We start from the raw sequence: 24,208 nt of genomic DNA on the forward strand, positions 1-24,208 counted from the left end.
TGCGTAGGCAGGAATGACAGACTTATTTAAAATTCGTAATGTCATTACAGCCACTTGAGAAAATTTTGGTCTCAATCCTCGAATTGACGTAACAGTAAGTTTAAAGAGTCAAAATGGCACAACGAGTACATAATAATAAAAGACACTATCCTAAAAACTGTGTAAGTTTGTGAACTATTGCTTTATTTATTTAGCCATTTCCAAGCGTTATCCATATCATCAACATCAAAATATTTTTCTTTAAATTTAGTAAATAAATTATCAATTTCTACAAGTGTTTGCCAATGTTTTTTGTCAGCTACATAAGCTATTTTATTAATTTTATTCCAGTATTTTAAACCCACTTGAAATTCTTTAATTAATGCTCCTAAACTTTCTCTTTTAATGTTTATACAAATCATTAAATTTATTTCATCAAAATTTGAAAGTGTTGATTGAATTCCTTCATCAATCATAATAATTTCATCTTTAGTTACAAATTCATCTAATTCATACACTAAAGTATTTGGGTTTAAGGATTTTATTTGATTTAACATAATTTATTTTTATTTATCGTTTTTATCATAAATATTCCAAGCACCTATAATTGGTACATATTCATCTGCAAAACCATAATCACTATAATAATAAAATACATCATTATCTGGAATATCAATTTTAAAATGAATGATATTATTTTTTTCTAATAAGTCTATAAGTTCTTTAGATTGTACTTTATTTATTTCAAAAATATTTTCTAAAAATTTAATAATTTCTTTTCTTCCTGAGGTATATGTACCTATAACTTTTTTGCCAAATTTAGCAAGCATTTTTTTAATAACATCATTTATATCATAACCTTTTGTTATTTCTTTACATAATTCGTTTCTAAGGTTTAATAATAAAACGGTTGTTTTTGCAACTATATTATTAATGTATTTCATTTGAAGTTCTAAAATGTTTTTTTTATCTATAAGTTTAGGCATTTCCAAACTCAAAAAATCAATTTCTTCACTACTTAAATCCGCTGTAGATTTATTGTGTAATCCTTCAAATATAGTTGTTAAACTTTTCACCCACTCATCTATATGTTTGTGTTCTTCTACAATACCTGTTGTTTTTAACTTTTTAGACTCAATTTTATGTTTATCAACTAAAGTTATTAAATAAATTATATTGTTTAAGTTATTTTTTATTTTAGATTGTTCTTCTTTTAGTTCGCTTAAAATAACTTCCAATGCTTTTATATCTTTTTCTTTATGATAAAAAATTACTTTTTGGTCTTTTATATTTATTATTTTTTTTATGTATGAATTCATTGCAGTTAATTTAGAAATTATTTTTTATTAAATTAAGAAAAAACGATGAATATTTCATCGTTTTTTCTTAATTTGCATACTATTTTAGTTATAATAGTTCTTTATGAACTTTTAAAATATTACCATTGGCATCAAAATAAACTTTTTTCATTACTTTTCCTTTTTGGATGTTAAGTTTATACCTATCTATTTTCTTTTCACCTTTATAATTAATCATTTTATAATGATCTTTCGTAATATCCCATCCAGGAAATTCTTTTGCTACGGCTTCTTCAACGGAAACTGGTAATACTACATTTTTGCCGTGTTCTACAGTGCTTATTAATACTCCTTCTTTATTGTATGTTGCTATAAGTATTTGATTTTTACCTTTTAATGTAACTTGATAAGTGTTATAATCGCTATTAGATTTAATACTTCTATCAACAATAACATCATCTTCAATATAATCTAAAGGTACTGCATAAAATTCTTCAACTGCTAAACCCGGAAAATCTTGACTTACATTTTCAACTATAGCAACTGGCATTTCTTCTTTTTTTAGTTTTGCTTCAAATAGCACATCTTGAGCGTAGGATTGGTACATAAATCCTATTAAAAATAGCCCTAAAATTGTTTTTTTCATCTTTTACTTAATTTAAAATTTATATAATTGTTTTTACTCTAAAATGTTTTTTCTTTAAAATTTTTCAATTTTGATTTAACTTTGGTAAACAAATCTTTTGAATCGGTTTTAGAACCTACTGACTTTTTAAGATTTTTAATTTCATTATCTAATTCTGTAAACACTTTATCTTGGTTGCCATAACCTAAAGCTTTAGCAAATTCTAATTGATATTTGGCATTGTCTAACAAATTAATTACAACTTTTTTATTTTGCGTTCTATCTTCTAAATATCTTTGTGCTGCTTCATTAAGCATTGCTTCTGCTTTTAAAATTGGTATTGGCAAAACTTCTTGTACGGTTACCAACTCATTTATTGTTGAAATTAATAATGATTTTGCTTCATCAAATTTATTTAAACCAATTAAATGTATTGCTTTATCTATTTCTTTAGGATAAATACCTACTGGAATGTTTACTATAGTAATATCCATTTCACTTGACAAACCTGAAAGTAATTTTCTAGCTTCTTGTAAATGTCCTTTTTTTAATGCACTTTCTGCATCTTTGGTAATCTGTTTAACTGTATTAATATCTGATATTAAATCATTGCTTCTTACGTTTATATCAACCGGTATTAAATCTAAATTTGGATATTTATTAGTTACTTTTTCTATTTGTGTTTTTACATTTTCAAGTTTATTTATTGCATCAACTGCATCATTTTTTGAAAGCAATTTTATTGCATTTTGAGTTTCTAAAATAGCTTGTGTTGCTTCATTAGTTATTTTTTCTTTGGTTTTCATAACTTTTTCTAATGCAGCTTTATTTTGATCTCTAATAATAATACTATCTTCAGTTTTATCAAGTGATGGTCTTTCTATTGCTACTTCGGGCTTACTAGATGTAGTATTTGATGTGTCTTTATTTTTTTGATTTTGACAAGACACAACTACAAAGAAAATTGAAGCCATTAAGAAAATGTTTTTTACTGAGTTTTTCATTTTATTTGGTTTTAATTGTTAATAATTTTTTTTTATGATGAATATGTAATTCTTTTATTAATGATGAATACTTATTTCTAATTTAGGTAACACGTTTGCAAAAATATCTTTTGCTTTTTCAACTTCTTCAGCAGTACCATGAGCTAGAACTAAATATTTATCTGCTTTTAAATCCGATTCATATTTTAGAACGCTATTTTTAGGTACTCCTAAATTAAAGAGTGCTGCACCTAAAACAGATAATCCACCAACTACTACTGCTCCTTCAAGCCCTCCTACAAACGCTGCAACAAATGGACCTGCCATTACTACGGGTCCTATTCCTGGAACTAGAAAAAATCCTGCACCAAAAATTAGTCCCCAAATTCCTCCCCAAAAGGCACCTGTTGCACCCCATTTTTTAACAGCATCACCTGTGTTATAATATCCTATTACATTATCTTCTTCATGATAATCTTTCCCTATAATAGAGAGTTTTTTCATGTCAAAGCCAGACTTTTGTAATTCTTTTACAACTTGTTCAGCTTCTAAATGTGTGTTGCATACTGCAACTGTAAGTTGATTTTTCATTATTATTTAATTAATAAATACTTATAATTTTTATACAAAGATATGTCTATAAACACCCTAAAGTCTACCACTAAAGTTGTAGAAATTTTTCATTTAACATAAAATTATGTTAAATGAAATAGTAAAATTAAATTTGTAAAAAAATAGTAGTAGAAAACTACTTAATAAGGTGTAGTAATAAATAATACTTATTTTTTGTAGACTTCATTTAGTAAAGCATCAATATTTATAATTTCAATATGATTCCGCTGTACAGCTATTACATCATCTTCTTTTAATTTTTGTAGATGCCTGTTTAAAACGTTCCTAGCACTGCCAATCATATTTGCTAAATCAGTATGAGAAAGATTGTTTATAAGTTTTAATTGTGAGGAATGAAGATTGGTGTTTATATGTTTAACAAATAATTTCACTGTTCTGGACCAAGTGCTTAACAATGCTAAGTCCGTAGCATTTTCTTCATAAAAACGCATTTGGCTTCCTAAATATGGTAACAGTGTTTTATTAAATTCAGGATGCTTACTTATCCATTCTTTAGCTAGTTGCATGGGCACAACTAATGCTTCTACATCATCTAAAGCTTCTGTAAAAACATGATGTTCTTCAGAATCTAACAAGCAAATAATATCAAAAATATTTCCTGCTTCTAATATTTCAATAATATACTCTTTGCCTGTAACACTATTAATTTGAAAAACTTTAATTCTACCACTAATAATAAAGTAGCATTTATTTTTGGTTAACTCACTGTTAAAAGGATAATCACCTTTTTTCCAAGTTTCTGCAGAAAACATTGGTAATATTTCTAATATTACCTCATCACTTAAATTAGAAAAATGCGGTGAGTTTTTAAAAAAATTATAATAATAATTAAATTTAACAGTGTCTTTTTTCATACATAAATATTTTAAGAATAAAAGTAACTAAAAAATACTAAAACTAATCAAAATTATTTTTTTTAAAATCATCAAATATTCTGCCAAAAGTCATTCAATATTAAATATAATAGTTTTAATTTTGCTTTTTTAAATTTCAGATGATGATGTTGCAGAATAACTTTTATAAAATTTTAGAAAAAGAGAATCTTATTGTTGAATTTTTTTCTGGAATTGTAACTATTGATTCTATTATAAAATTTAAACAAAATTTGATACAAGACCCAAAATTTTCTTTGGACTACCATTATTATATTTGTTTTAAAAATGTAACTTTTGATATAGAAAAGCAAGAAATTTCAAAATATATAGATTTTTCAAACAAATATCTTCAACCTAACAAGCACAGAAAAGTTGCCATAATTACAGATACACCAAACCAAGTAGCTTTAACTACGTTATTTAAAATGCAATCGGAACATCCATTACAAAAAGTAGAGATTTTTTCTACAACAAAAAGTGCGTTGCATTGGTTAGGTAAAGACGCCACAATTTTTAATAAATTTAATTTTAATAAAAAGTGTATTTAAACTAATTTATACCCGTCAAATTTTCACTAAATTTGAATCTAAATTAGGTGTAATGAAATATCTTCAAAAATTTTTAATATTTAGTCTTCTTATATTCCTTAGCTCAAGTTGTTCAACCAACAATAACGAACCATCTCCTACTCCACAAAATAACACAAAAGAATTAACTATTTTTCATATTAATGACCCTCACGGAAGTATTGATAATTTTGCAAAAATCAAATATATTGTTGACCGAGAAAAAGAAAAAAATACAGTATTTTTAGTTTGTGCTGGCGATATTTTTTCTGGTAATCCTGTGGTTGATAATTATGATCCAAAAGGATATCCAATGATTGATTTAATGAATAAAGTTGGATTTGATATTTCTGAAATTGGTAATCACGAATTTGATTATGGTGAAAGCATTTTAAAAGATAGATTTAATCAATCTCAATTTAGCTGGATTTGTGCAAATGTAAATATGAATGCAACAGGAATTCCTCAACCAAAAGCATATCAAACTATTACAAAAGATAATATTAAAGTTACTTTTTTAGGATTGTTGGAAACTAATGGAAAAAAAGGAGCTGTTATTCCATCCACACATCCTTGGAGAGTTAAAGATTTAACTTTTCAAAAATATACCGATGTTATCGGAAATTATGCTCAAGTAAAAGAAAGTGAAAATTCCGATTTATATATCGCACTAACCCATTTAGGAATAAATACGGATAAAAGTATCGCCAATAATTATCCTTATTTTGATATAATCATCGGTGGACATTCGCATTCAAAAGTAAATACTACAGTCAACAATATTCCCATATTTCAAGCAGGTTCCTATTTAAATTATTTAGGGAAAATTAAACTCACTTTAAAAGATAAACAAATTGAAAGTTTAACTTATGATTTAATAGATTTAAATAACTATCCCAATCAAAATTCTACCATTAAAGATGTTATAAATAACTATGATGCTATGGCAAATTTAGATGAAGTTATTGGGTATTCATCTGCGTACCATAATAGTCAACAAGTAGGTTATTTTTATACTGATGTACTAAAAAATGAAATGAATGTTGACGTTACATTCCAAAATACTGGAGGTATTAGAAGTAGCTTAAATGAAGGTGATATTACCAAACGTGAAATTTTTGAAATTGATCCTTTTAATAATGGAAGCGTAACTTATTCAATGACCGTTAGTGAAATAAAAAACTTTTTAAAAAGAAGTAAAATTGCTGTTTACTACGCCGGAGTTAAAATAGAAGAAGTTAATAATGAAGTAGTTATCAAAAATTTAAGTAATGATATCCTCAGTGACAATACCACATTAACTATTGGATTAAACGATTATATTCCTGCAGTTTACGATACTTATTTTACACAAACACCTACGTATAAACCCTACACAACAGCAGAAGGAATTATTGATTATTTAGAAAACAATGCAACTCCAATAAATTATACTTCATATAATAATTATTTCAAATTTGAGTAAAAACTATGCTATTTATTTAAATAATTTAGAACATTTTTTTCAATTCGTTCCATAATATTACTAACATCTGATTTTACGAATTTCTCGCCAGTAATATTTTCGTATAATTCAATATATCTTTCTGAAATTTCATTGATTTTTTCTGTAGTCATTTCCGGAACTTGTTGTCCTTCTTTTCCTTGAAAACCATTTTCAATTAACCATTGACGAACAAACTCTTTAGAAAGTTGTTTTTGAGCTTCACCTTTATCTTGTCTTTCTTGATAACCTTCAGTATAAAAATAACGAGAAGAATCTGGTGTATGAATTTCATCAATCAACACAATTTTACCATCTTTAGTTTTTCCAAATTCATATTTAGTATCTACTAAAATCAGTCCTCTTTTTGCAGCTATTTCAGTTCCTCTTTTAAATAACTCTTGAGTATATTTTTCTAATAATTCATATTCATCTTTATCAACAATTCCTTTTGAAATAATTTCTTCTCTGGTTATATCTTCATCGTGGTCTCCGTCATCTGCTTTTGTAGAAGGCGTAATAATTGGAGCAGGAAATTTATCATTTTCCTTCATTCCTTCAGGCATTTCTACTCCACACAACAATCGTTTTCCAACTTTATATTCACGTGCTGCATGACCTGATAAATAGCCTCTAATTACCATTTCAACCTTAAAAGGTGTACAATAATGACCAACGGTAACATTTGGGTCGGGTGTTGCCAACATCCAATTTTCAACAATATCTGCTGTTGATTTTAACATTTTTGATGCAATCTGATTTAAAATTTGGCCTTTAAATGGAATTTGCTTTGGCAAAACCACATCAAAAGCCGAAATTCTATCAGTGGCAATCATTACCAACAATTCATCATTTATATTGTAAACTTCTCTTACTTTTCCTTTATAAACATTTTTTTGTTTTGGAAAATTAAAGGTGGTGTTATTAATAGTACTCATGTTTAGTTTAGTTTAGTTGTTTTTATTATTTATTCGTTACCTATTTCAATGCTTTTATAGGCAGAAATTATTTGCTTTACCAATCGATGCCTAATTACATCTTTTTCATCTAAAAAAACAAAGGCAATTCCTTTTACTTCTTTTAAAGTTAAAACAGCTTCTTTAATTCCTGAAACTTGACGTTTTGGTAAATCTATTTGCCCAGGATCACCGGTAATAATAAACTTTGCGTTTTTCCCCATTCGGGTTAAAAACATTTTCATTTGATTGTGTGTAGTATTCTGAGCTTCATCTAAAATTACAAAAGCATTATCTAAGGTTCTACCACGCATAAATGCCAAAGGTGCAATTTGTATAATTCCTTTTTCTAAGTAAGAATCAAGTCTTTCAAACGGAATCATATCACGCAAAGCATCGTATAAAGGTTGCATATACGGATCTAATTTATCCTTTAAATCTCCAGGTAAAAACCCTAAATTTTCTCCAGATTCCACTGCAGGTCTTGTCAATACAATTTTTTTAACCTCTTTTTCTTTTAAGGCTTTTACGGCTAAAGCAACCGCAGTATATGTTTTTCCTGTTCCAGCGGGTCCAATGGCAAAAAGCATATCGTTTTTATCCATTTTTTCCACCATCTTTCGTTGGTTAGCTGTTAGAGCTTTAATGAGTTTACCATGAACTCCATGTACCAAAACATCATCTGCAAACTTTTTGGTTTTATGTTCATTTCCGTTTGAAGTTAAAATCCGTTCAATGCTATTTTCATCTATTTTATTATACCTATTAAAATAAGCTATAATCATATTTAAGCGCTTTTCAAACTCGTCTAAAATTTCTGGCTCGCCATAAACTTTAAGTTTGTTTCCTCTAGCAACTAATTTTAATTTCGAAAAGTATTTTTGAAGAATTTCAACATTTGAATTGTGTGCACCAAATAAATCATTCGGATTAATTTCGGTTAGTTCTATAATTCTTTCGTTCAAATGAAAAAGTATTAAGTTTTATAAAAAAAATTGTATTCTTTTAATAGAATAATTGATTAGATTTGCATAACAAATGTACTAAATAACAAATCATCTTTTTTACTTGTTTATGAATAAGTTGTAAACATTTTATTAATAATGTAAGATTATTTTTATTAAAAAAACCCGTTGTACATTTTGATGAAATTTCGTCAATTCGAGTGAATTTTAGCCTTTTTAGGCTTAAAATTAGTATCGAGAATAGGTTTTTTAGTTAAAAAATAGATGTTCTCGATACAATTTTTTATCAAAAATTACTCAAACGGACGTAACAATAAGTTTAAAGAGTCAAAATGCACAACGGATTAAAAAAAGTAATGCTATAGTAAATGTCAATAATCACCCTTACTACTGATTTTGGAACAAAAGACCATTTTGTTGGTGCCATAAAAGGTACCATTTATAATGAATTGCCAAATGCCAGAATAGTTGACATTTCTCATGAGATATCACCTTTTAACATTACGGAAACTGCGTATATTTTAAAAAATGCTTATAAAAGTTTTCCTGAGGGAAGTATTCATATTATTGGTGTAGATTCGGAACTAAATGAAGAAAATAAACACATTGCTTTAAAATTAGATAACCACTACTTTATTTGTCCGAATAATGGAGTAATTTCTTTGCTTGCTAATGAAATTAAACCTGAAAAAATTGTTGAAATTAATATTCACGATCGCATTGAAACAAGTTTTCCTGTACTAGATGTTTTTGTAAAAGTTGCTTGTCATATTGCACGTGGTGGAAAATTAGAAATTATTGGAAAAGTAATTTCTGAATATAAAAAGATGGTTGAATTGCAACCAAAAATTTCGGACGATTTAATTACTTTAACAGGTAATATTATTTATATTGATAATTATGGAAATGCAATAAGTAATATTTCTAAAAAAGTATTTGAAGAAGTTCGTAAAGCACGAAATTTTGAAATTATGGCTAGCAAATATCACTTTACTGAAATTCAAAACAAATACAGCGATATCGTAGATTTTTCTTTACCCTTTGATCAGCGACAAAAAGAAGGCAACAAATTGGCTATTTTTAATTCAGCAAATTATTTAGAAATTGCTATTTTTAGAAGCAATCTAAAAACGGTTGGCGGTGCTTCTACTCTACTTGGACTTAATTATCGCGATACTATAACCATAAAATTTAGCTAAAATGTTGGTACGAATTGTAAAAATGAGTTTCGAGGCATCGAAAATAGAATTGTTTCTTAAAAATTTTCATAAAAACAAGCAACATATCAGAAATTTTGAAGGTTGCAAATTGTTAGAGCTCAATCAGGATATTAATAATCCTTCTATTTTTTTCACATACAGTTATTGGGAATCTGAAAAACACTTAAATAACTACAGAAATTCAGTTTTATTTAAAGAAGTTTGGAATAATACTAAAATTTATTTCAATCAAAAACCAGAGGCTTGGAGTGTTTCTAAAATTGAAAGTTTACCCTAGTTTTTATTGAAGTAAATTATAAATTTGAACTGATAATATCAAAAAAAGCTAACTTTTTAACCCTACAAATTTTAATTTTAAAACTGTTAATAAATATCTTTTTTAAAACAACTTATTTAGAATATATTTGTACATCATTGTAATAAAATAATCGTAAATGAAATTTATAGTATCAAGCAGTCAATTACTTAAACAACTTCAAGTTTTAGGTGGAGTTATTAACAACAGTAATACCTTACCTATTTTAGATAATTTTTTATTTGAACTTAATGAAAATGAATTAAAACTTTCCGCTTCAGATTTAGAAACCACTATGATTACTTCCATTGAAGTAGAGTCTAATTCCAGTGGTTCAGTAGCCATTTCTGCACGATTATTATTAGATACTTTAAAAACATTTCCTAATCAACCTTTAACTTTTAAAATGGAAGATAATCAGGTTGAAATAAGCTCAAGCCAAGGGAAATATGATATGGCTTATTTTGATGGAAGTGAATTTCCAAAAGCAGTTTCTATTGAATCTGCTAAAAGTACCGTAATTCCAGGTGAAATTTTAGCAACTGCCATTTCAAAAACTATTTTTGCTGCTGGTAATGATGATTTACGTCCTGTAATGAGCGGTGTATTTTTCCAATTTAGTACTGAAAGTTTAACTTTTGTAGCCACCGATGCTCATAAATTAGTAAAATATTCACGAACCGACGTAACAGCAAATGATACCGCTGAATTTATTATGCCAAAAAAACCTTTAAATTTATTGAAAGGAATTTTAGGCGGATCTGAAAGTGATGTAACCATTGAATATAACGATGCAAATGCAAAGTTTACTTTTGATAATGTAGTTTTAGTTTGTAGATTAATTGATGGAAAATATCCTAATTACGATGCTGTAATTCCAAAAGAAAATCCAAATAAACTAACCGTTGACCGAAGCAGTTTTTTAAATTCAGTTAAACGTGTTTCTATATTTTCAAATAAAACCACACACCAAATTCGTTTAAAAATGGCTGGGACTGAATTAAATATTTCAGCTGAAGATAAAGATTATGCAAACAAAGCAGAAGAACGTTTAGTTTGCGAATATATTGGTGACGATTTACAAATTGGTTTTAATTCACGTTTTTTAACTGAAATGTTAAGCAATTTAAACTCAACTGATATTGTAATTGAAATGTCATTACCAAACCGTGCAGGTATTTTAACACCACTTGATAGCGTTGATGAAGGTGAATTTATTACTATGCTTGTGATGCCGGTAATGTTAAATCACTAAAAAAACACCTTTTATAAAATTTAAAAATCCGCTTTTGGCGGATTTTTTTGTATCATTGTTTTAAAATGAATTTATGAATTTTTTAGCACATATCTATCTTTCCAATAATATTGAAAACATTTTAATAGGAAATTATATTGCTGATGCTATAAAAGGAAATAAATATTTAAATTATCCTCTAGAAATTCAACAAGGAATTATATTGCACAGAGCTATTGATTATTTTACTGATAATCATTCTATTACAAAAAAAAGTAAACGAAGACTTCACGCTCAATATGGACATTACAAAGGCGTAATCATCGATATTTTTTACGATCATTTTTTAGCCAAAAACTGGAATAATTACTCAACAATTCCCTTAGAAAAATACGTTGATAACGTATATTCTGTTTTAGAAAAAAATAGAACTATTTTACCTGAAAAGATTCAAAAAATACTAACCTCTATGATTAAATATAACTGGTTAGTCAATTATGCTTCACTTGAAGGAATAGAACAGGTTTTAATTGGAATGAATAATAAATCAAAAGGAATTTCAAAAATGAATCTAGCTATTGAAGATTTAAAAATAAATTATACTAAATTTGAAAATGATTTTCTTCCATTTTTTAAGGAATTAATCGAATTTTCAAATACTAAAACTACAATTTTACAAGCTTTATGAAAAAAATAATTTTAATTTTCTTAGTTACTACACTATTTATTCAATGCAATAAGCAATCACAAACTTCAAATAACAATTCAAAAACTACAGGTTTTATAGCAGACAGTGCAATGGTTGTATGTGCTCGTTTAGAAGCAGCCAAAATTGGAACAGCAATTATGAAAAAAGGCGGTAATGCATTTGATGCAATGATTGCTACACATTATGCTTTAGCAGTTGCTTATCCGTTTGCAGGTAATATTGGCGGTGGCGGATTTATGGTTTATAGAACTAATAAAGGAAAAACTGGTGCATTAGATTTTAGAGAAAAAGCTCCGCTAGCTGCATCAAAAAACATGTACTTAGATAAAAATGGGAACATTATTAAAGGTAAGAGTACTTTAGGTCCTGTTGCAATTGGAATTCCTGGAAGTGTAGCAGGAATGTTTAAAGTATATAAAAAATTTGGTTCAATGCCATTTTCTGAATTAATTCAACCTGCTATAGATTTGGCTAAGAAAGGAGTTGTGGTTACTAAAAAACAAGCAAAAAATATTGCAAAATATAGACATTTATTTTCTGAAGTTAATCCAAAAACTGTTTTTTTAGATGCCAATTGGAAAGAAGGCGATACCATAAAATACCCAAAATTAGCACAAACTTTAGAACGAATAAGAGATAACGGTAGAGATGGTTTCTACAAAGGAAAAACTGCCGATTTAATAGTTAATTATGTCAAAAAATTAGGAGGAATTATTACTCATAAAGATTTAGAAAACTATCAATCTATTTGGCGAAAACCAATTGAATTCACCTATAAAAACTTAAAAATTGTTTCAATGTCTCCACCATCAAGTGGCGGAATTTGTGATGCTCAAATTTTTAAAGCAATAGAGCCTTATAATGTTGCTAAATTTGGTCATAATTCTGAAAAATACATTCAACTACTAACAGAAGCCGAGCGAAGAGCATTTGCTGACCGTTCTTATTTTTTAGGTGATCCAGACTTTGTTAAAATTCCTGTTGATACTTTAATTTCAACTAAATATATTCGAAAAAGAATGGCTAATTTTTCGTGGAAAAAAGCAACTCCTTCATCAGAAGTTAAACATGGAAATATCGTTGGTTTTGAAAGCGATGAAACTACACATTATTCTATTATTGATAAATTTGGAAATGCAGTTTCTGTAACTACAACATTAAACGGAGCTTATGGTTCTAAAGTTTTAGTTCCTGAGGGTGGATTTTTATTAAATAATGAAATGGATGATTTTAGCTCAAAACCCGGAACTCCAAATATGTTTGGTTTAATTGGTGCTAAAGCAAACGCTATTCAGCCTGAAAAACGCATGTTAAGTTCTATGACACCAACCATTGTTGAAAACAACAAAAAACTTTATATGGTTGTTGGTGCTCCAGGAGGTTCAACCATTATAACTTCTGTTTTACAAACCATTTTAAATGTGTACGAATTTAATTTTTCTATGCAAGAAGCAGTTGATGCACCACGCTTTCACCATCAGTGGTTACCCGATGTAATTACCTTTGAACCTAAAGGTTTTGATAATTCTTTATTTGAAAAACTAGAAAAAAAAGGATATCACATAAATCAAAAAAACTCTAGAATACTTGGTAAAGTTGATGCCATTTTAGTATTGCCAAATGGTAAATTAGAAGGTGGTGCAGATTATAGAGGAGATGATAAAGCTTTTGGATTCTAATATAAAAAAAAATTAATGACATCAAATACCATTACACAAGGAATTTTAAAAGCAATTGCCATTATAATTGGAGTACTGCTCTTTTTATTCTTTTTATATAAAGTACAAATAATAATAGTTTACATTGCTATTTCTGCAGTATTGTCTTTAATTGCCAGACCCATTATCCAATTTTTAAAGCATCGTCTTAAATTTCCTAATACACTATCGGTTATTACCACAATGCTTCTTTTTATAGCAATTTTAATAGGCTTAATTAGCTTGTTTATTCCTTTAATTATTAAGCAAAGTGAAAATTTATCATTATTAAATATTGATCAGCTTCAAACTAATGTTCAAAATTTATTTAATCAAATAAATAACTATTTTTTACTACATAATATTGATATTTTAAATGAATTAAAACAAGCTGATTTATTTAAAAATATAACTGCCATTCCTAATTTTTTGAATGCTCTTATTGGTATGGTTGGTAGCATAAGTATCGGCTTATTTTCTGTGATTTTTATCACGTTCTTTTTAATGAAAGACACCCATTTATTAGAAAATGCTATTTATGTTTTGGTAAATGATAAAAGTGTAACCAAAACAAAAAAATCAATTGCAGCTATTAAAAATTTATTATCACGTTACTTTATTGGCTTAGTATTACAAATAGGTGTTTTATTTATAATTTATATGTCCGTATTACTCATTTTTGGGATAGAGAATGCCATTGTAATTGCTTTCTTGTGTGCTTTGCTAAATTTAATTCCGTATGTTGGACCACTAATTGGTGGTTTTATTATGATGATTTTAACGATGAGTAGTAATTTAGGACAAGACTTCCAAACTGTAATTTTACCAACTACTATTTATGTAATGATTGGTTATTTAATTGCACAATTAATAGATAACTTCTTAAGTCAACCTCTCATATTTTCAAAAAGTGTAAAATCGCATCCTTTAGAAATATTTTTGGTAATTATAATTGGCGGTATTTTATTTGGAATAATTGGCATGATTATAGCCGTACCAACTTACACTGTAATAAAAGTAATTTTAAAAGCTTTTTTAGCAGATAACAAAATAGTAAAATCATTGACCAAAAATTTATAGAAATAACTGACTATGAATAAAGAGATTGCAATTCCAAATGAAATAATTTCAAATAAAATATATTTAATAAGAGGTCAAAAGGTAATGATTGATAAAGATTTAGCATTACTTTACGGTGTTGAAACAAAAAGATTAAAAGAACAAGTTAGACGAAATATTAATCGTTTTCCAAAATCCTTTATGTTTGAACTCACTTCAGAAGAATATGTTTCTTTAAGGTCGCAATTTGCGTCCTTAAAACAAGGAACACATTCTAAATATCCTCCTTTTGTATTTACTGAACACGGAATATTAATGCTTTCCAGTGTTTTAAATAGTGATAATGCAATTAAAATGAGTTTACAAATAATAGATACTTTTGTACAACTAAGAAAATTAGCGACTAATTATGAAGAACTTTTGAATAAAATTCAGCAAATTGAATCTCAATATAACAACCAATTTAGCGAGATTTATGAAGTGCTTCAAAAGTTACTTGAAAAACCTAAAGAAACACCAAGAAAAAAAATAGGCTATAAAAAAGACTAATTTTAGAATCTTATAAAACTTATATTGCATTTTATTTAAACGTAAATTGAAAACGGATACCACCTACCAGAAACTGGAGAACTATTATAAAACCTGTTGAATTAAGTAATTTATAATTTGAACACTACTATCTTAAATAAAGAAGTCCAAGATTTTATCAATGCCAATTTAAAATCAAACATTACCAAACTGATTTTAAAAGGAAGTCCATTTGTAGAAATTAGGATGCACGAATTGGCAGCACAAATTGAAGCAAAAAAAAAATGCGAACATAAACTTCCTACTTGGTTTAAAACTGAAAACATTTACTATCCAACTAAGCTAAATATTGAACAAACTTCCTCTGAAATTACCGCAAAATATAAAGCCGACTTGGTATCTGGAAACTCTTTAATCGATATTACTGGCGGATTTGGAGTGGATACTTACTATTTTTCACAAAAAGTTAAAAAGATAACACATTGTGAAATAAATAAAGAATTGTCAGTGATAGTTTCTCATAATTTAAAACAATTAAATATTGAAAATATAAAAACTGTTGATAGTGATGGAATTGAAGTTTTAAAAAATAATAGCACAAAATACGATTGGATTTATGCCGATCCTTCACGAAGAAATGACTTAAAAGGTAAAGTGTTTTTGCTAGAAGATTGCTTGCCAAATATCCCTGAAAATATAGATCTATTATTCCAAAAATCTAAAAATATTTTACTGAAAATATCTCCTATTTTAGACATTACAAGTGCAATAAATGAATTAAAATTTGTAAAAGAAATCCATATAGTTGCTATTGAAAATGAAGTAAAAGAATTGTTGTTTATTTTAGAGAGGAATTACAATCAAACAATTGACATTAATACAATTAACTTCGATAAAAAAGAAATTCAAACTTTTAAATTTACAACAAAACAAAAAGTTTTTGCTACTTTTTCTAAACCAAAAAAATACCTATACGAACCCAATGTAGCCATTTTAAAATCGGGTGGATTTAATCAAGTTTCATCCATCCTAAGAATTGACAAATTACGCCAACATTCTCATTTATATACTTCAGAAAAATTAGTAAAATTCCCAGGGAGAAGATTTGAAATAAAACATAAAATTCCATATAATACAAAACAATTAAAAAAATTAATCCCTTCAAAAAAAGCAAATATTACCACTCGGAACTTCCCTGAAACAGTTGCACAAATCAGAAAAAAAACAAAATTAAAAGAAGGCGGAAATCAATATCTTTTTTTTACAACAGACTTATACAACAAGCATATTGTATTAATTTGTGAAAAGGTTTAAAAACGTTAACAAAATTCTTCACTAAATTTTAGTATTTTTAGCCAAACATATCTGGTTCAAAATGGCAAACAAAAATATACGTTCACTATCATCTAGAAAAGAATTAGATGATAATTTATTCGAAAATATTGCGAATTTATCTCACAAAAACGCTTCAAAAGAAGAATTTCAGAAATTAGCAAAAAACTTTCTTATTGATGATTCTGTTGTGGTTGGAACTTCTTCTTTTTACGATTTCACCAGAGAAAGTAATCGGAATAAAAAAATACATATTTGTAGCGGAACTGCTTGTATGGTCGCTAATACGCAAGGTAAACTTCAAAAAAATATAGAAAATCATTTCTCAAAAGATGAAATTGGTCACGCTGCTTGTGTAGGGCATTGCCATTCAAATAATGCTTTTATGTTTGACGGAAAAACGTTTTCAGCTTCTAGTGAAAAAGATTTGATTAGTGTTATTTCAAATAAAAAAAATCAAGAAAACAATTATAATATAGATTGTAACACCACTCCAATTTTAACTTCAAAAATTGAAAATATTACAGAATTTTATACGTTAGCTAACAAATTTAAAAATAAGCAACAGCAAGTAATTCAGGAAATTAAGACTTCAAATTTATGTGGACGTGGTGGTGCTGGATTTCCATTTTGGTTTAAGTTAGATGCAGTTATCAAAGAAACTAGTACCCAAAAATACATTGTTTGTAATGCTGATGAAGGCGATCCTGGAGCGTATTCTGATATGTATTTAATGGAACATCAACCTCACAAGGTATTGTTTGGAATGTATATTTCAGGTTTAACGGTTGGTGCAAATACAGGCGTTTTATACATTCGTGGTGAATATCCAAATTCAATAAAAGTTATAACTGAAGCTATTAAAGAGCTGAAAGAAAAGAATTTAATTGGCAATTTTCGTTTTAAAATAATACGCGGTCAAGGTTCGTATGTTTGTGGTGAAGAAACGGCCTTGTTAAACTCCATTGAAGGTTTACGTCCCGAAGTTCGTGTTCGCCCGCCATACCCAGCTCAATACGGTTTATTTGGCAAACCAACGGTATTGAGTAATGTTGAAACTTTTGCCAATATTCATTGGATTTTAGAAAATGGTGGTGACAAATATGCTGCTCTTGGAACCAAACAATCTACCGGAACAAAATTAGTGAGCTTAGATAGTTTCTTTAATAAACCCGGCATCTATGAAATTGAAATGGGTACCGATTTACATACCGTTTTTTACGAATATGGTAACGGATTTAAACAAGACATAAAAGCCTTTCAAATTGGTGGTCCTTTAGGAGGAATTATTCCTTTTCATAAAATTGGAGCGTTAACTTTAGATTTTGAATCATTGAACCAAAACGGATTTTTATTAGGTCACGCAAGTGTAGTTTGTATTCCAAAAGAATTTCCAATGATTCAATTTTTAGAACATTTATTAGCTTTTACTGCGGATGAATCTTGCGGAAAATGCTATCCTTGTAGAATTGGATCTCACAGAGGAATGGAATTACTTCAAAAAGCTCAGAATGAAAATTATAAGGTTGATAAACAGTTATTTAACGACCTGTTAGAAACCTTAGAAATTGGCTCACTTTGTGCATTAGGTGGTGGTGTTCCGCTTCCAATAAAAAATGCCTTACAGTATTTTAATGATGAATTGAAACAATATTTCTCTTAAATTATTACACAAAGTTACACTGAGAATCACAAAGACTCACAAAGAAATGTTAGAAAATGAAATATCAAAAATAATTTTAGGAAAAGCTATTGAAGTTCATCGACTACTTGGACCTGAATTATTAGAATCTGCCTATCAAGAATGTCTTTTTTATGAATTGAAAAATGAAGGTTTAATTATTGAAAAAGAGAAACCATTGCCTATTGTTTATAAAGATATTAAATTAGACCATGGTTATAGAATAGATTTATTAGTTGAAAAAAAAAGTAGTTATAGAATTAAAAACAGTTGAATTTTTAAATGATGTACATACAGCACAAATATTAACATATATGAAATTAGGTAATTATAAATTAGGGTTACTCCTGAATTTTCATGTAAAACTACTTAAACAAGGAATTAAGAGATTTATACTTTAAACTTTGTGTACCTCAGTGATTCTTTGTGAGTCTCTGTGTAACAACCAACAATTAATTATGAAAGCATTTATAAACAATATCTCATATAATTTTTTACAAGGCGAAACCATTTTAGAATTTGTTAGAAGGATAGAAAAAAATAACAATGCCATTCCAACTATATGCCAAGATAATCGATTGGAAAATTTTGGCTCGTGTAGAGTTTGTTCTGTGGAAGTAGCACGTGAAAAAGATGGTTTAACAAAAGTTATGGTTTCCTGCCATACACCAATTTCTGAAGGCTTGTATATTTATCACAATACTGAAAAAATAAAACGCCTTCGTAAAAATATTGTTGAATTAGTACTAACCGATTATCCTGCTGACAAAATATTTCCGCCTGAAGGCAAAAAAGCAACATCTTTTCAAGAAACCATTGCCCAAATTGGAGTTCCTAATGTACGTTATCCACAAGGAGAAAATCATTTAGATATTGAAACAGACAATTCTCATCCATATATAAAATCCGATTTATCTCAGTGTATCAATTGTTTTCGTTGTGTACGTGCCTGTGAAGAAATTCAGGGAGAACTAATTTTAGGTATGTCTGGACGTGGATTTGCAACCAATATTATCAAAGGTTTTGACACTTCATTCAATTTATCGGCCTGTGTATCTTGTGGTGCTTGTGTACAAACCTGTCCAACGGAAGCTTTAACCGATAAATTTGAAACCAAAACACTAATTGCTGATAAAACTGTGAGAACAACATGTACGTATTGTGGTGTTGGCTGCCAGTTAGATGTTTCCGTAATTAATGGTGAAATTAAAGGAATTCAAGCTCCTGAAAATGCGGAAGTTAATGAAGGTCACACTTGTTTAAAAGGGCGATTTGCCTTTCAATTCTACAATCACCCAGACCGGTTAAAAGAACCTTTAATCAAAAGAAATGGCACGTTTGAAGAAGTTTCCTGGAGTGAAGCTTATGATTTTATTGCTTCAAAATTGACTAGTATTAAAAGTGAATACGGAGCCGATGCTATTGGCGGAATTTCATCTTCAAGGGCTACCAATGAAGAAAATTATTTAATGCAAAAAATGATTCGCGTAGCTATTGGAACCAATAATATTGATGGTTGTGCACGTGTTTGCCACGCTCCTACCGCTTACGGAATGCAACAAGCTTTTGGAACAGGAGCTGCAACAAACTCCATTGAAGATTTAAAACAAACTGATGCTATTTTCTTATTTGGCGCAAATCCTACAGAAGCGCATCCTGTTACCGGAGCAAAAATTAAACAGCTTTTTATGAAAGGTGTTACAAGTATTGTTGTAGATCCTGTAAAAACAAAATTAGCAAAATTAGCAACCTACCATCTTCAATTACGCCCTGGAACCAATGTGGCTATTTTAAATATGATGGCACATTACATTGTTAAAGAAAATTTAGTGAATCAAACATTTATCAATCAATATACAGAGTTTTATAACGATTTCAAGTCTCATGTAATTGATTTAAATATGAATGAATTAGAGAAGCTTACAGGCGTTTCTAAAGAATTAGTTAAAAAAGCTGCCATTGCGTATGCTTCAGCCAAAAAAGCAATGGAATTTCACGGTTTGGGTGTTACTGAACATTACCAAGGTAGTAAAACGGTAATGTTACTTTCAAATTTAGCGATGATGACAGGTAATATTGGTAAAAATGGGGTTGGATTAAATCCGCTTCGTGGTCAAAATAATGTACAAGGAGCTGCCGATATGGGAGTTCAACCACATCAAGGAGCTGGATATATGGATGTAAATAACCCTGAAATTCAACAATATTATGCAAAAAAATACGGCGTAGCTAAAATGCCTGAAAAAGAAGGATTGAAAATTCCTGAAATGATTAACGCAACGCTGCAAGGGAACTTTAAAGCTTTATGGATTATGGGAGAAGATACGTTAATGACCGATCCTAATTCAAACCATATTCGTAAAGCATTTGAAAAATTAGATTTATTGATTGTACAAGAATTATTTATGAGTGCTACTGCTGAAATGGCCGACGTTGTTTTACCTGCAGCATCTTATTTTGAAAAAAATGGAACGTTTACCAATGGTGAACGTAGAGTACAACGTGTAAATAAAGTGGTGGATGCTATTGGAAATTGTAAATCTGATGGCCAAATTATTATTGATATGATGCAAAAATTAGGCTATATACAACCTACAGGAACTACATACGATGCTGCAAAAATTATTGAAGAAATTGCGGATGTTATTCCATTTATGAAAGGTGTAACTTGGGAGGGCTTGGGTAAAAACGGATTGCAATGGCCTGTAAAAAAAGATGGAACAGATACCAAAATGTTACACATTAATGGTGCTTTTAAAAAAGGAAAAGGAACATTTTATCACTTTGACTTTGAAGAAACTCCAGAACTGGTTGAACATCGCAAAAAGTACCCTTTTATTTTAACTACTGCGCGTCAATTAGAACATTATAATTCTGGTACTATGACACGTAGAACTGATAATCAACAAATATCATCAAACGATTATTTAGAAATAAATCCGTTAGATGCTGGTAAAAAGGATATTTCTGAAGGAGATGCCGTTCGTATTTTTTCTGACCGTGGAAGTGTAAACATTCCTGTGAAATTAAATTACACTGTAAAACCAGGAATTGTGAGAACCACTTTTCACCAACCTGAGATTTTTATCAATTTAATAACTGGAAATGTGGGTGATAAAGAAACATTGACACCTGAATACAAAGTTGTAGCTGTTGATTTTGAGAAAATCTAAATTCACACTTCGACAAGTTCAGCTTGACATATATATTTTTATAGTTGATTTAATATGCAACGTCATAGCAAACCTACCCGTCTGGCAGGCAGGCAAAGTGAAGCTATCTCTTAAAACGGAGAGATTACCACGATTTTTCCAAAATCTCGCAATGACAAACTTAACCGTCATTCTCAGCTTGACTAGGAATCTTTTTTAATAGAAACAGATGCTGAAATCAAAGATTCACGAACACAATTACAAAAATAAATGTGTGGTGAGTAAACAAGTCCAGCATGACGAAATAAAAAAACGTCATAGCGAACTTACCTGTCCGGCAGGCAGGCAAAGTGAAGCTATCTCTTAAAACGGAGAGATTGCCACGATTTTTCCAAAATCTCGCAATGACAAACTAAACCGTCATTCCGCACCTGATGCGGAATCTCATCATTTGAAAATGGATGAACAGATGCTGAAATCAAAGATTCACGAACACAATTACAAAAATAAATGTGTGGTGAGTAAACAAGCCTAGCATGACGAAATAAAAAACGTCATAGCGAACTTACCTGTCCGGCAGGCAGGCAAAGTGAAGCTATCTCTTAAAACGAAGAGATTGCCACGATTTTTCCAAAATCTCGCAATGACAAACTAAACCGTCATTCCGCACCTGATGCGGAATCTCATCATTAGAACTAAAATCAACAGATGTCGCATCAAGTGCGACATGACGAAATGACAAACCAAACCGTCATCCTATGTTTGTAAAACGGCATTACGAAAGAGGCACGATTGAAGTAATCTCATCAATAGAAACAGATTGCTTCATTTCATTCGCAATGACGAAATAAAAAAACAAACTACACGTTTTTTATAATAAAATACATTTTTAACTAAATATTTTGCATATTAAAATAATTATTATACATTTGCACTGTAAGAGCGTCCCTATAATTACAAGTTTTTACGGAGAGAACTTATAATTTTTTGATTTTTACGCTAAAATAACCCAATTTTAGAAGGTTAATTATCAAGTTTTGCTTTTAAAAATCTCCAAAATAGAAATTTTAGTTATTAAAATTTTAAGCATTTTCTTGTTTTCAGTATTGGATAAAGCCAATAAAAACAAGAGAATAAAGCTTCATTGTCTAATTATTTTAAAAAATAAATTAAAATAGTTCAGGGTTTTTTTTGCCTATAAGTAAGTTTTTTTATACATTTGATGTTCTTACTAATCATTTAATTCTTACTAAAATGAAAAAACTTAAATTAATTTTCGGGGTGCTTATGGTTTCTGCATTTATAGGTGCAACTATACTAACTTATACAACTAGTGATCATCAAGCTTTATTGAAATCTGCCATTAAGATTATACCTAGAAACGGTTAGAAAAATTAAAAAATTAAAAAGTTTACCACAATATATGTTTATTGTGGTTTTTTTTATACCTAATTATTTTTAATATTTTTTCATATGTATATCCGTTTTTAGTCATATGGTTAACACGTCACCCAAATTTATTTCAGGGTCTCACTTTATTATGTTCATTTACAATCATCATAAGATTCTGAAACAATTCCGATAACTATCGGAACAGAATGACGGACATTATAAATTTATGAAATTTTACGGACATACAATTTTTTTTATTATATTTGAGTAAAATTTAACCCCTCATTAGTTTTATTTAAAATGAATACTAGAAAAACCTCTTTAATTGTTAGCAGTATAGTTATTGCAATTATTGCATTTGTCCCATATTTATTATATATTTATAAATCATTCCCTAGTGATACTGACCAATATAAAACCATTTTTGGAACAATAAAAGCTGGTTATTATGGCAATATTCAATTATATTTTTACTACTTATTTGGAAAATTAGTACCATTATTACTATTGCTAGTTTGGTTTGCTACTAATAAACATTGGTGGGTGCATGTACTCATAATCCCTATATCCGTATATTTATTTCAGTTAATTTCGGTCATAAATGATAGTACATCATTTGTTGATGAATTTGAATTTATTTATACCTTACCTTTTTTAGTGGTGGTTATGTTAATTTTGTATGCCATTAGGTATAAACTTTCTATATATGTACGAGCAGTAGATTTAAAAAAAGAAATGGATAAAACTATGGATGATGCTATAGAAAGAAGAAAAAAAAGGAAGTAGTTTTTATATATATAAAGTAAATATTACCCGTTGTGCATTATGATGAAATTTCGTCAATTCGAGTGAATTTTAACCTTTTTAGGCTTAAAATTAGTATCGAGAATAGGTTTTTTATTTAAAAACAGCCGTTCTCGATACCATTTTTTATCAAAAATTACCTGCCTTGCCGCCAGGCAGGCTACCATTGACATCTTATTTAACTAATTAAAAATCATAATCTAAGTTAGATTATGATTTTTTTTAGAATTGTCATTCCTGCGTAGGCAGGAATCTATAACAAACCAAGGTTAGATTCCTGCCTACGCAGGAATGACAGACTTATTTAAAATTCGTAATGTTATTACAGCCACTTGAGAAAATTTTGGTCTCAATCCTCGAACTGACGTAACAGTAAGTTTAAAAAGTTATAGTGCACAACGGGTTATATAAAGTAGATATTGCATATCTATAATGTAACATAAAATTCTTCACTACCTAATTTATTTTATAATTGAATTTAATAAAATACTGAAGTGTATATCCGTTTAGTGTCATACTTCATATTTATATTGCAAGTCTAAAGAAACTTGTTTCAGCATCTCATAATTTTGACAATCACCGATTTATGTTAATAACCTGAGTTCGACCTAAGGGTTTACTTTAAATAACTGAAAATCAAAATTTCATTGCGAAAATTATAAATGTAGTGCCATAATTTGAAGTAATCTTTTCATAAAAATGAGATTGCTTCCTCATTTCGCTTTGCTTCATTCATCGCAAT

General features: G+C 28.8%; 23 protein-coding genes. 15 read left to right on the top strand and 8 right to left on the bottom strand.

The window, feature by feature from the left end; translation table 11 throughout:
* Positions 1-182 precede the first annotated feature (182 nt).
* The 6 genes from L3J60_RS10050 to L3J60_RS10075 form a co-directional block, all read right to left on the bottom strand.
* Complete coding sequence (locus L3J60_RS10050; RefSeq protein WP_291975377.1) at positions 183-536, bottom strand: STAS/SEC14 domain-containing protein; 354 nt, start codon at positions 534-536, stop codon at positions 183-185.
* 9 nt (positions 537-545) lie between these two features.
* Entirely contained in the window at positions 546-1,298 is a 753-nt protein-coding gene (locus L3J60_RS10055) for a hypothetical protein (protein ID WP_291975378.1), read from the bottom strand.
* 88 nt (positions 1,299-1,386) lie between these two features.
* Positions 1,387-1,923: a hypothetical protein gene (locus L3J60_RS10060; protein ID WP_291975379.1), complete on the bottom strand. Its 537-nt coding sequence runs from the start codon at positions 1,921-1,923 to the stop codon at positions 1,387-1,389.
* Between the two features lie 38 nt (positions 1,924-1,961).
* Entirely contained in the window at positions 1,962-2,906 is a 945-nt protein-coding gene (locus L3J60_RS10065) for a YfdX family protein (RefSeq protein ID WP_291975380.1), read from the bottom strand.
* 57 nt (positions 2,907-2,963) lie between these two features.
* Positions 2,964-3,476 carry a general stress protein gene (locus L3J60_RS10070; RefSeq protein ID WP_291975381.1) on the bottom strand — a complete coding sequence of 171 codons (513 nt, stop codon included), beginning with the start codon at positions 3,474-3,476 and terminating at the stop codon, positions 2,964-2,966.
* A gap of 188 nt (positions 3,477-3,664) precedes the next feature.
* On the bottom strand, positions 3,665-4,372 hold the full coding sequence (locus L3J60_RS10075) for a Crp/Fnr family transcriptional regulator (RefSeq protein WP_291975382.1): 708 nt from the start codon (positions 4,370-4,372) through the stop codon (positions 3,665-3,667).
* A gap of 146 nt (positions 4,373-4,518) precedes the next feature.
* Between L3J60_RS10075 and L3J60_RS10080 the strand changes: the two genes are divergently transcribed.
* Positions 4,519-4,941, top strand: coding sequence for a hypothetical protein (locus tag L3J60_RS10080; protein ID WP_291975383.1), 423 nt, complete (start codon positions 4,519-4,521; stop codon positions 4,939-4,941).
* Between the two features lie 52 nt (positions 4,942-4,993).
* A complete protein-coding gene (locus L3J60_RS10085) occupies positions 4,994-6,424 on the top strand; it encodes a bifunctional UDP-sugar hydrolase/5'-nucleotidase (protein WP_291975385.1) in 1,431 nt (476 codons plus the stop codon).
* A gap of 8 nt (positions 6,425-6,432) precedes the next feature.
* On the opposite strand, the gene L3J60_RS10090 is transcribed toward L3J60_RS10085, so the two are convergent.
* Complete coding sequence (locus tag L3J60_RS10090; RefSeq protein WP_291975386.1) at positions 6,433-7,380, bottom strand: phosphoribosylaminoimidazolesuccinocarboxamide synthase; 948 nt, start codon at positions 7,378-7,380, stop codon at positions 6,433-6,435.
* A 29-nt stretch (positions 7,381-7,409) separates the two neighbouring features.
* A complete protein-coding gene (locus L3J60_RS10095) occupies positions 7,410-8,363 on the bottom strand; it encodes a PhoH family protein (protein ID WP_291975387.1) in 954 nt (317 codons plus the stop codon).
* 368 nt (positions 8,364-8,731) lie between these two features.
* Here L3J60_RS10095 and L3J60_RS10100 point away from each other — a divergent pair, with 368 nt between their 5' ends.
* From L3J60_RS10100 to L3J60_RS10155, 13 genes are all read left to right on the top strand, one after another.
* Positions 8,732-9,562 carry an SAM-dependent chlorinase/fluorinase gene (locus L3J60_RS10100; RefSeq protein WP_291975389.1) on the top strand — a complete coding sequence of 277 codons (831 nt, stop codon included), beginning with the start codon at positions 8,732-8,734 and terminating at the stop codon, positions 9,560-9,562.
* 1 nt (position 9,563) lies between these two features.
* Positions 9,564-9,860, top strand: coding sequence for an antibiotic biosynthesis monooxygenase family protein (locus tag L3J60_RS10105; RefSeq protein ID WP_291975390.1), 297 nt, complete (start codon positions 9,564-9,566; stop codon positions 9,858-9,860).
* Between the two features lie 157 nt (positions 9,861-10,017).
* The gene (gene dnaN / locus L3J60_RS10110; RefSeq protein WP_291975391.1) at positions 10,018-11,133 is read left to right on the top strand and encodes a DNA polymerase III subunit beta; all 1,116 of its coding nucleotides are present in this window, start codon (positions 10,018-10,020) and stop codon (positions 11,131-11,133) included.
* A 73-nt stretch (positions 11,134-11,206) separates the two neighbouring features.
* On the top strand, positions 11,207-11,800 hold the full coding sequence (locus L3J60_RS10115) for an acyl carrier protein phosphodiesterase (protein ID WP_291975392.1): 594 nt from the start codon (positions 11,207-11,209) through the stop codon (positions 11,798-11,800).
* Positions 11,797-13,500: a gamma-glutamyltransferase gene (gene ggt / locus L3J60_RS10120; RefSeq protein WP_291975393.1), complete on the top strand. Its 1,704-nt coding sequence runs from the start codon at positions 11,797-11,799 to the stop codon at positions 13,498-13,500. Before L3J60_RS10115 ends, ggt begins: the two co-directional genes overlap by 4 nt.
* Positions 13,501-13,515: 15 nt before the next feature.
* A complete protein-coding gene (locus tag L3J60_RS10125) occupies positions 13,516-14,598 on the top strand; it encodes an AI-2E family transporter (protein WP_291975394.1) in 1,083 nt (360 codons plus the stop codon).
* A 12-nt stretch (positions 14,599-14,610) separates the two neighbouring features.
* Positions 14,611-15,126 (top strand): ORF6N domain-containing protein, encoded by a 516-nt coding sequence (locus L3J60_RS10130; RefSeq protein ID WP_291975395.1) that lies wholly within the window; start codon positions 14,611-14,613, stop codon positions 15,124-15,126.
* Between the two features lie 117 nt (positions 15,127-15,243).
* Positions 15,244-16,419: a class I SAM-dependent methyltransferase gene (locus L3J60_RS10135; RefSeq protein ID WP_291975397.1), complete on the top strand. Its 1,176-nt coding sequence runs from the start codon at positions 15,244-15,246 to the stop codon at positions 16,417-16,419.
* A gap of 61 nt (positions 16,420-16,480) precedes the next feature.
* On the top strand, positions 16,481-18,100 hold the full coding sequence (locus tag L3J60_RS10140) for an NADH-ubiquinone oxidoreductase-F iron-sulfur binding region domain-containing protein (protein WP_291975398.1): 1,620 nt from the start codon (positions 16,481-16,483) through the stop codon (positions 18,098-18,100).
* 46 nt (positions 18,101-18,146) lie between these two features.
* Entirely contained in the window at positions 18,147-18,392 is a 246-nt protein-coding gene (locus L3J60_RS10145; RefSeq protein WP_366837187.1) for a GxxExxY protein, read from the top strand.
* Complete coding sequence (locus L3J60_RS13460; RefSeq protein ID WP_366837189.1) at positions 18,355-18,519, top strand: GxxExxY protein; 165 nt, start codon at positions 18,355-18,357, stop codon at positions 18,517-18,519. The genes L3J60_RS10145 and L3J60_RS13460 overlap by 38 nt, the downstream gene beginning before the upstream one ends.
* A 57-nt stretch (positions 18,520-18,576) precedes the next feature.
* On the top strand, positions 18,577-21,291 hold the full coding sequence (gene fdhF, locus L3J60_RS10150; protein WP_291975399.1) for a formate dehydrogenase subunit alpha: 2,715 nt from the start codon (positions 18,577-18,579) through the stop codon (positions 21,289-21,291).
* A 1,671-nt stretch (positions 21,292-22,962) separates the two neighbouring features.
* The gene (locus L3J60_RS10155; RefSeq protein WP_291975400.1) at positions 22,963-23,448 is read left to right on the top strand and encodes a hypothetical protein; all 486 of its coding nucleotides are present in this window, start codon (positions 22,963-22,965) and stop codon (positions 23,446-23,448) included.
* Positions 23,449-24,208: the final 760 nt, after the last annotated feature.

Origin of the sequence: Lutibacter sp., assembly GCF_021647475.1 — a bacterium.
Taxonomy (GTDB): Bacteria; Bacteroidota; Bacteroidia; order Flavobacteriales; family Flavobacteriaceae; genus Lutibacter.

Coding starts and splice junctions, on each gene's coding strand:
- L3J60_RS10050 (WP_291975377.1), bottom strand. CDS start 536: ATGTTAAATCAAATAAAATCCTTAAACCCAAATACTTTAGTGTATGAA.
- L3J60_RS10055 (WP_291975378.1), bottom strand. CDS start 1,298: ATGAATTCATACATAAAAAAAATAATAAATATAAAAGACCAAAAAGTA.
- L3J60_RS10060 (WP_291975379.1), bottom strand. CDS start 1,923: ATGAAAAAAACAATTTTAGGGCTATTTTTAATAGGATTTATGTACCAA.
- L3J60_RS10065 (WP_291975380.1), bottom strand. CDS start 2,906: ATGAAAAACTCAGTAAAAAACATTTTCTTAATGGCTTCAATTTTCTTT.
- L3J60_RS10070 (WP_291975381.1), bottom strand. CDS start 3,476: ATGAAAAATCAACTTACAGTTGCAGTATGCAACACACATTTAGAAGCT.
- L3J60_RS10075 (WP_291975382.1), bottom strand. CDS start 4,372: ATGAAAAAAGACACTGTTAAATTTAATTATTATTATAATTTTTTTAAA.
- L3J60_RS10080 (WP_291975383.1), top strand. CDS start 4,519: ATGTTGCAGAATAACTTTTATAAAATTTTAGAAAAAGAGAATCTTATT.
- L3J60_RS10085 (WP_291975385.1), top strand. CDS start 4,994: ATGAAATATCTTCAAAAATTTTTAATATTTAGTCTTCTTATATTCCTT.
- L3J60_RS10090 (WP_291975386.1), bottom strand. CDS start 7,380: ATGAGTACTATTAATAACACCACCTTTAATTTTCCAAAACAAAAAAAT.
- L3J60_RS10100 (WP_291975389.1), top strand. CDS start 8,732: ATGTCAATAATCACCCTTACTACTGATTTTGGAACAAAAGACCATTTT.
- L3J60_RS10105 (WP_291975390.1), top strand. CDS start 9,564: ATGTTGGTACGAATTGTAAAAATGAGTTTCGAGGCATCGAAAATAGAA.
- dnaN (WP_291975391.1), top strand. CDS start 10,018: ATGAAATTTATAGTATCAAGCAGTCAATTACTTAAACAACTTCAAGTT.
- L3J60_RS10115 (WP_291975392.1), top strand. CDS start 11,207: ATGAATTTTTTAGCACATATCTATCTTTCCAATAATATTGAAAACATT.
- ggt (WP_291975393.1), top strand. CDS start 11,797: ATGAAAAAAATAATTTTAATTTTCTTAGTTACTACACTATTTATTCAA.
- L3J60_RS10125 (WP_291975394.1), top strand. CDS start 13,516: ATGACATCAAATACCATTACACAAGGAATTTTAAAAGCAATTGCCATT.
- L3J60_RS10130 (WP_291975395.1), top strand. CDS start 14,611: ATGAATAAAGAGATTGCAATTCCAAATGAAATAATTTCAAATAAAATA.
- L3J60_RS10140 (WP_291975398.1), top strand. CDS start 16,481: ATGGCAAACAAAAATATACGTTCACTATCATCTAGAAAAGAATTAGAT.
- L3J60_RS10145 (WP_366837187.1), top strand. CDS start 18,147: ATGTTAGAAAATGAAATATCAAAAATAATTTTAGGAAAAGCTATTGAA.
- fdhF (WP_291975399.1), top strand. CDS start 18,577: ATGAAAGCATTTATAAACAATATCTCATATAATTTTTTACAAGGCGAA.
- L3J60_RS10155 (WP_291975400.1), top strand. CDS start 22,963: ATGAATACTAGAAAAACCTCTTTAATTGTTAGCAGTATAGTTATTGCA.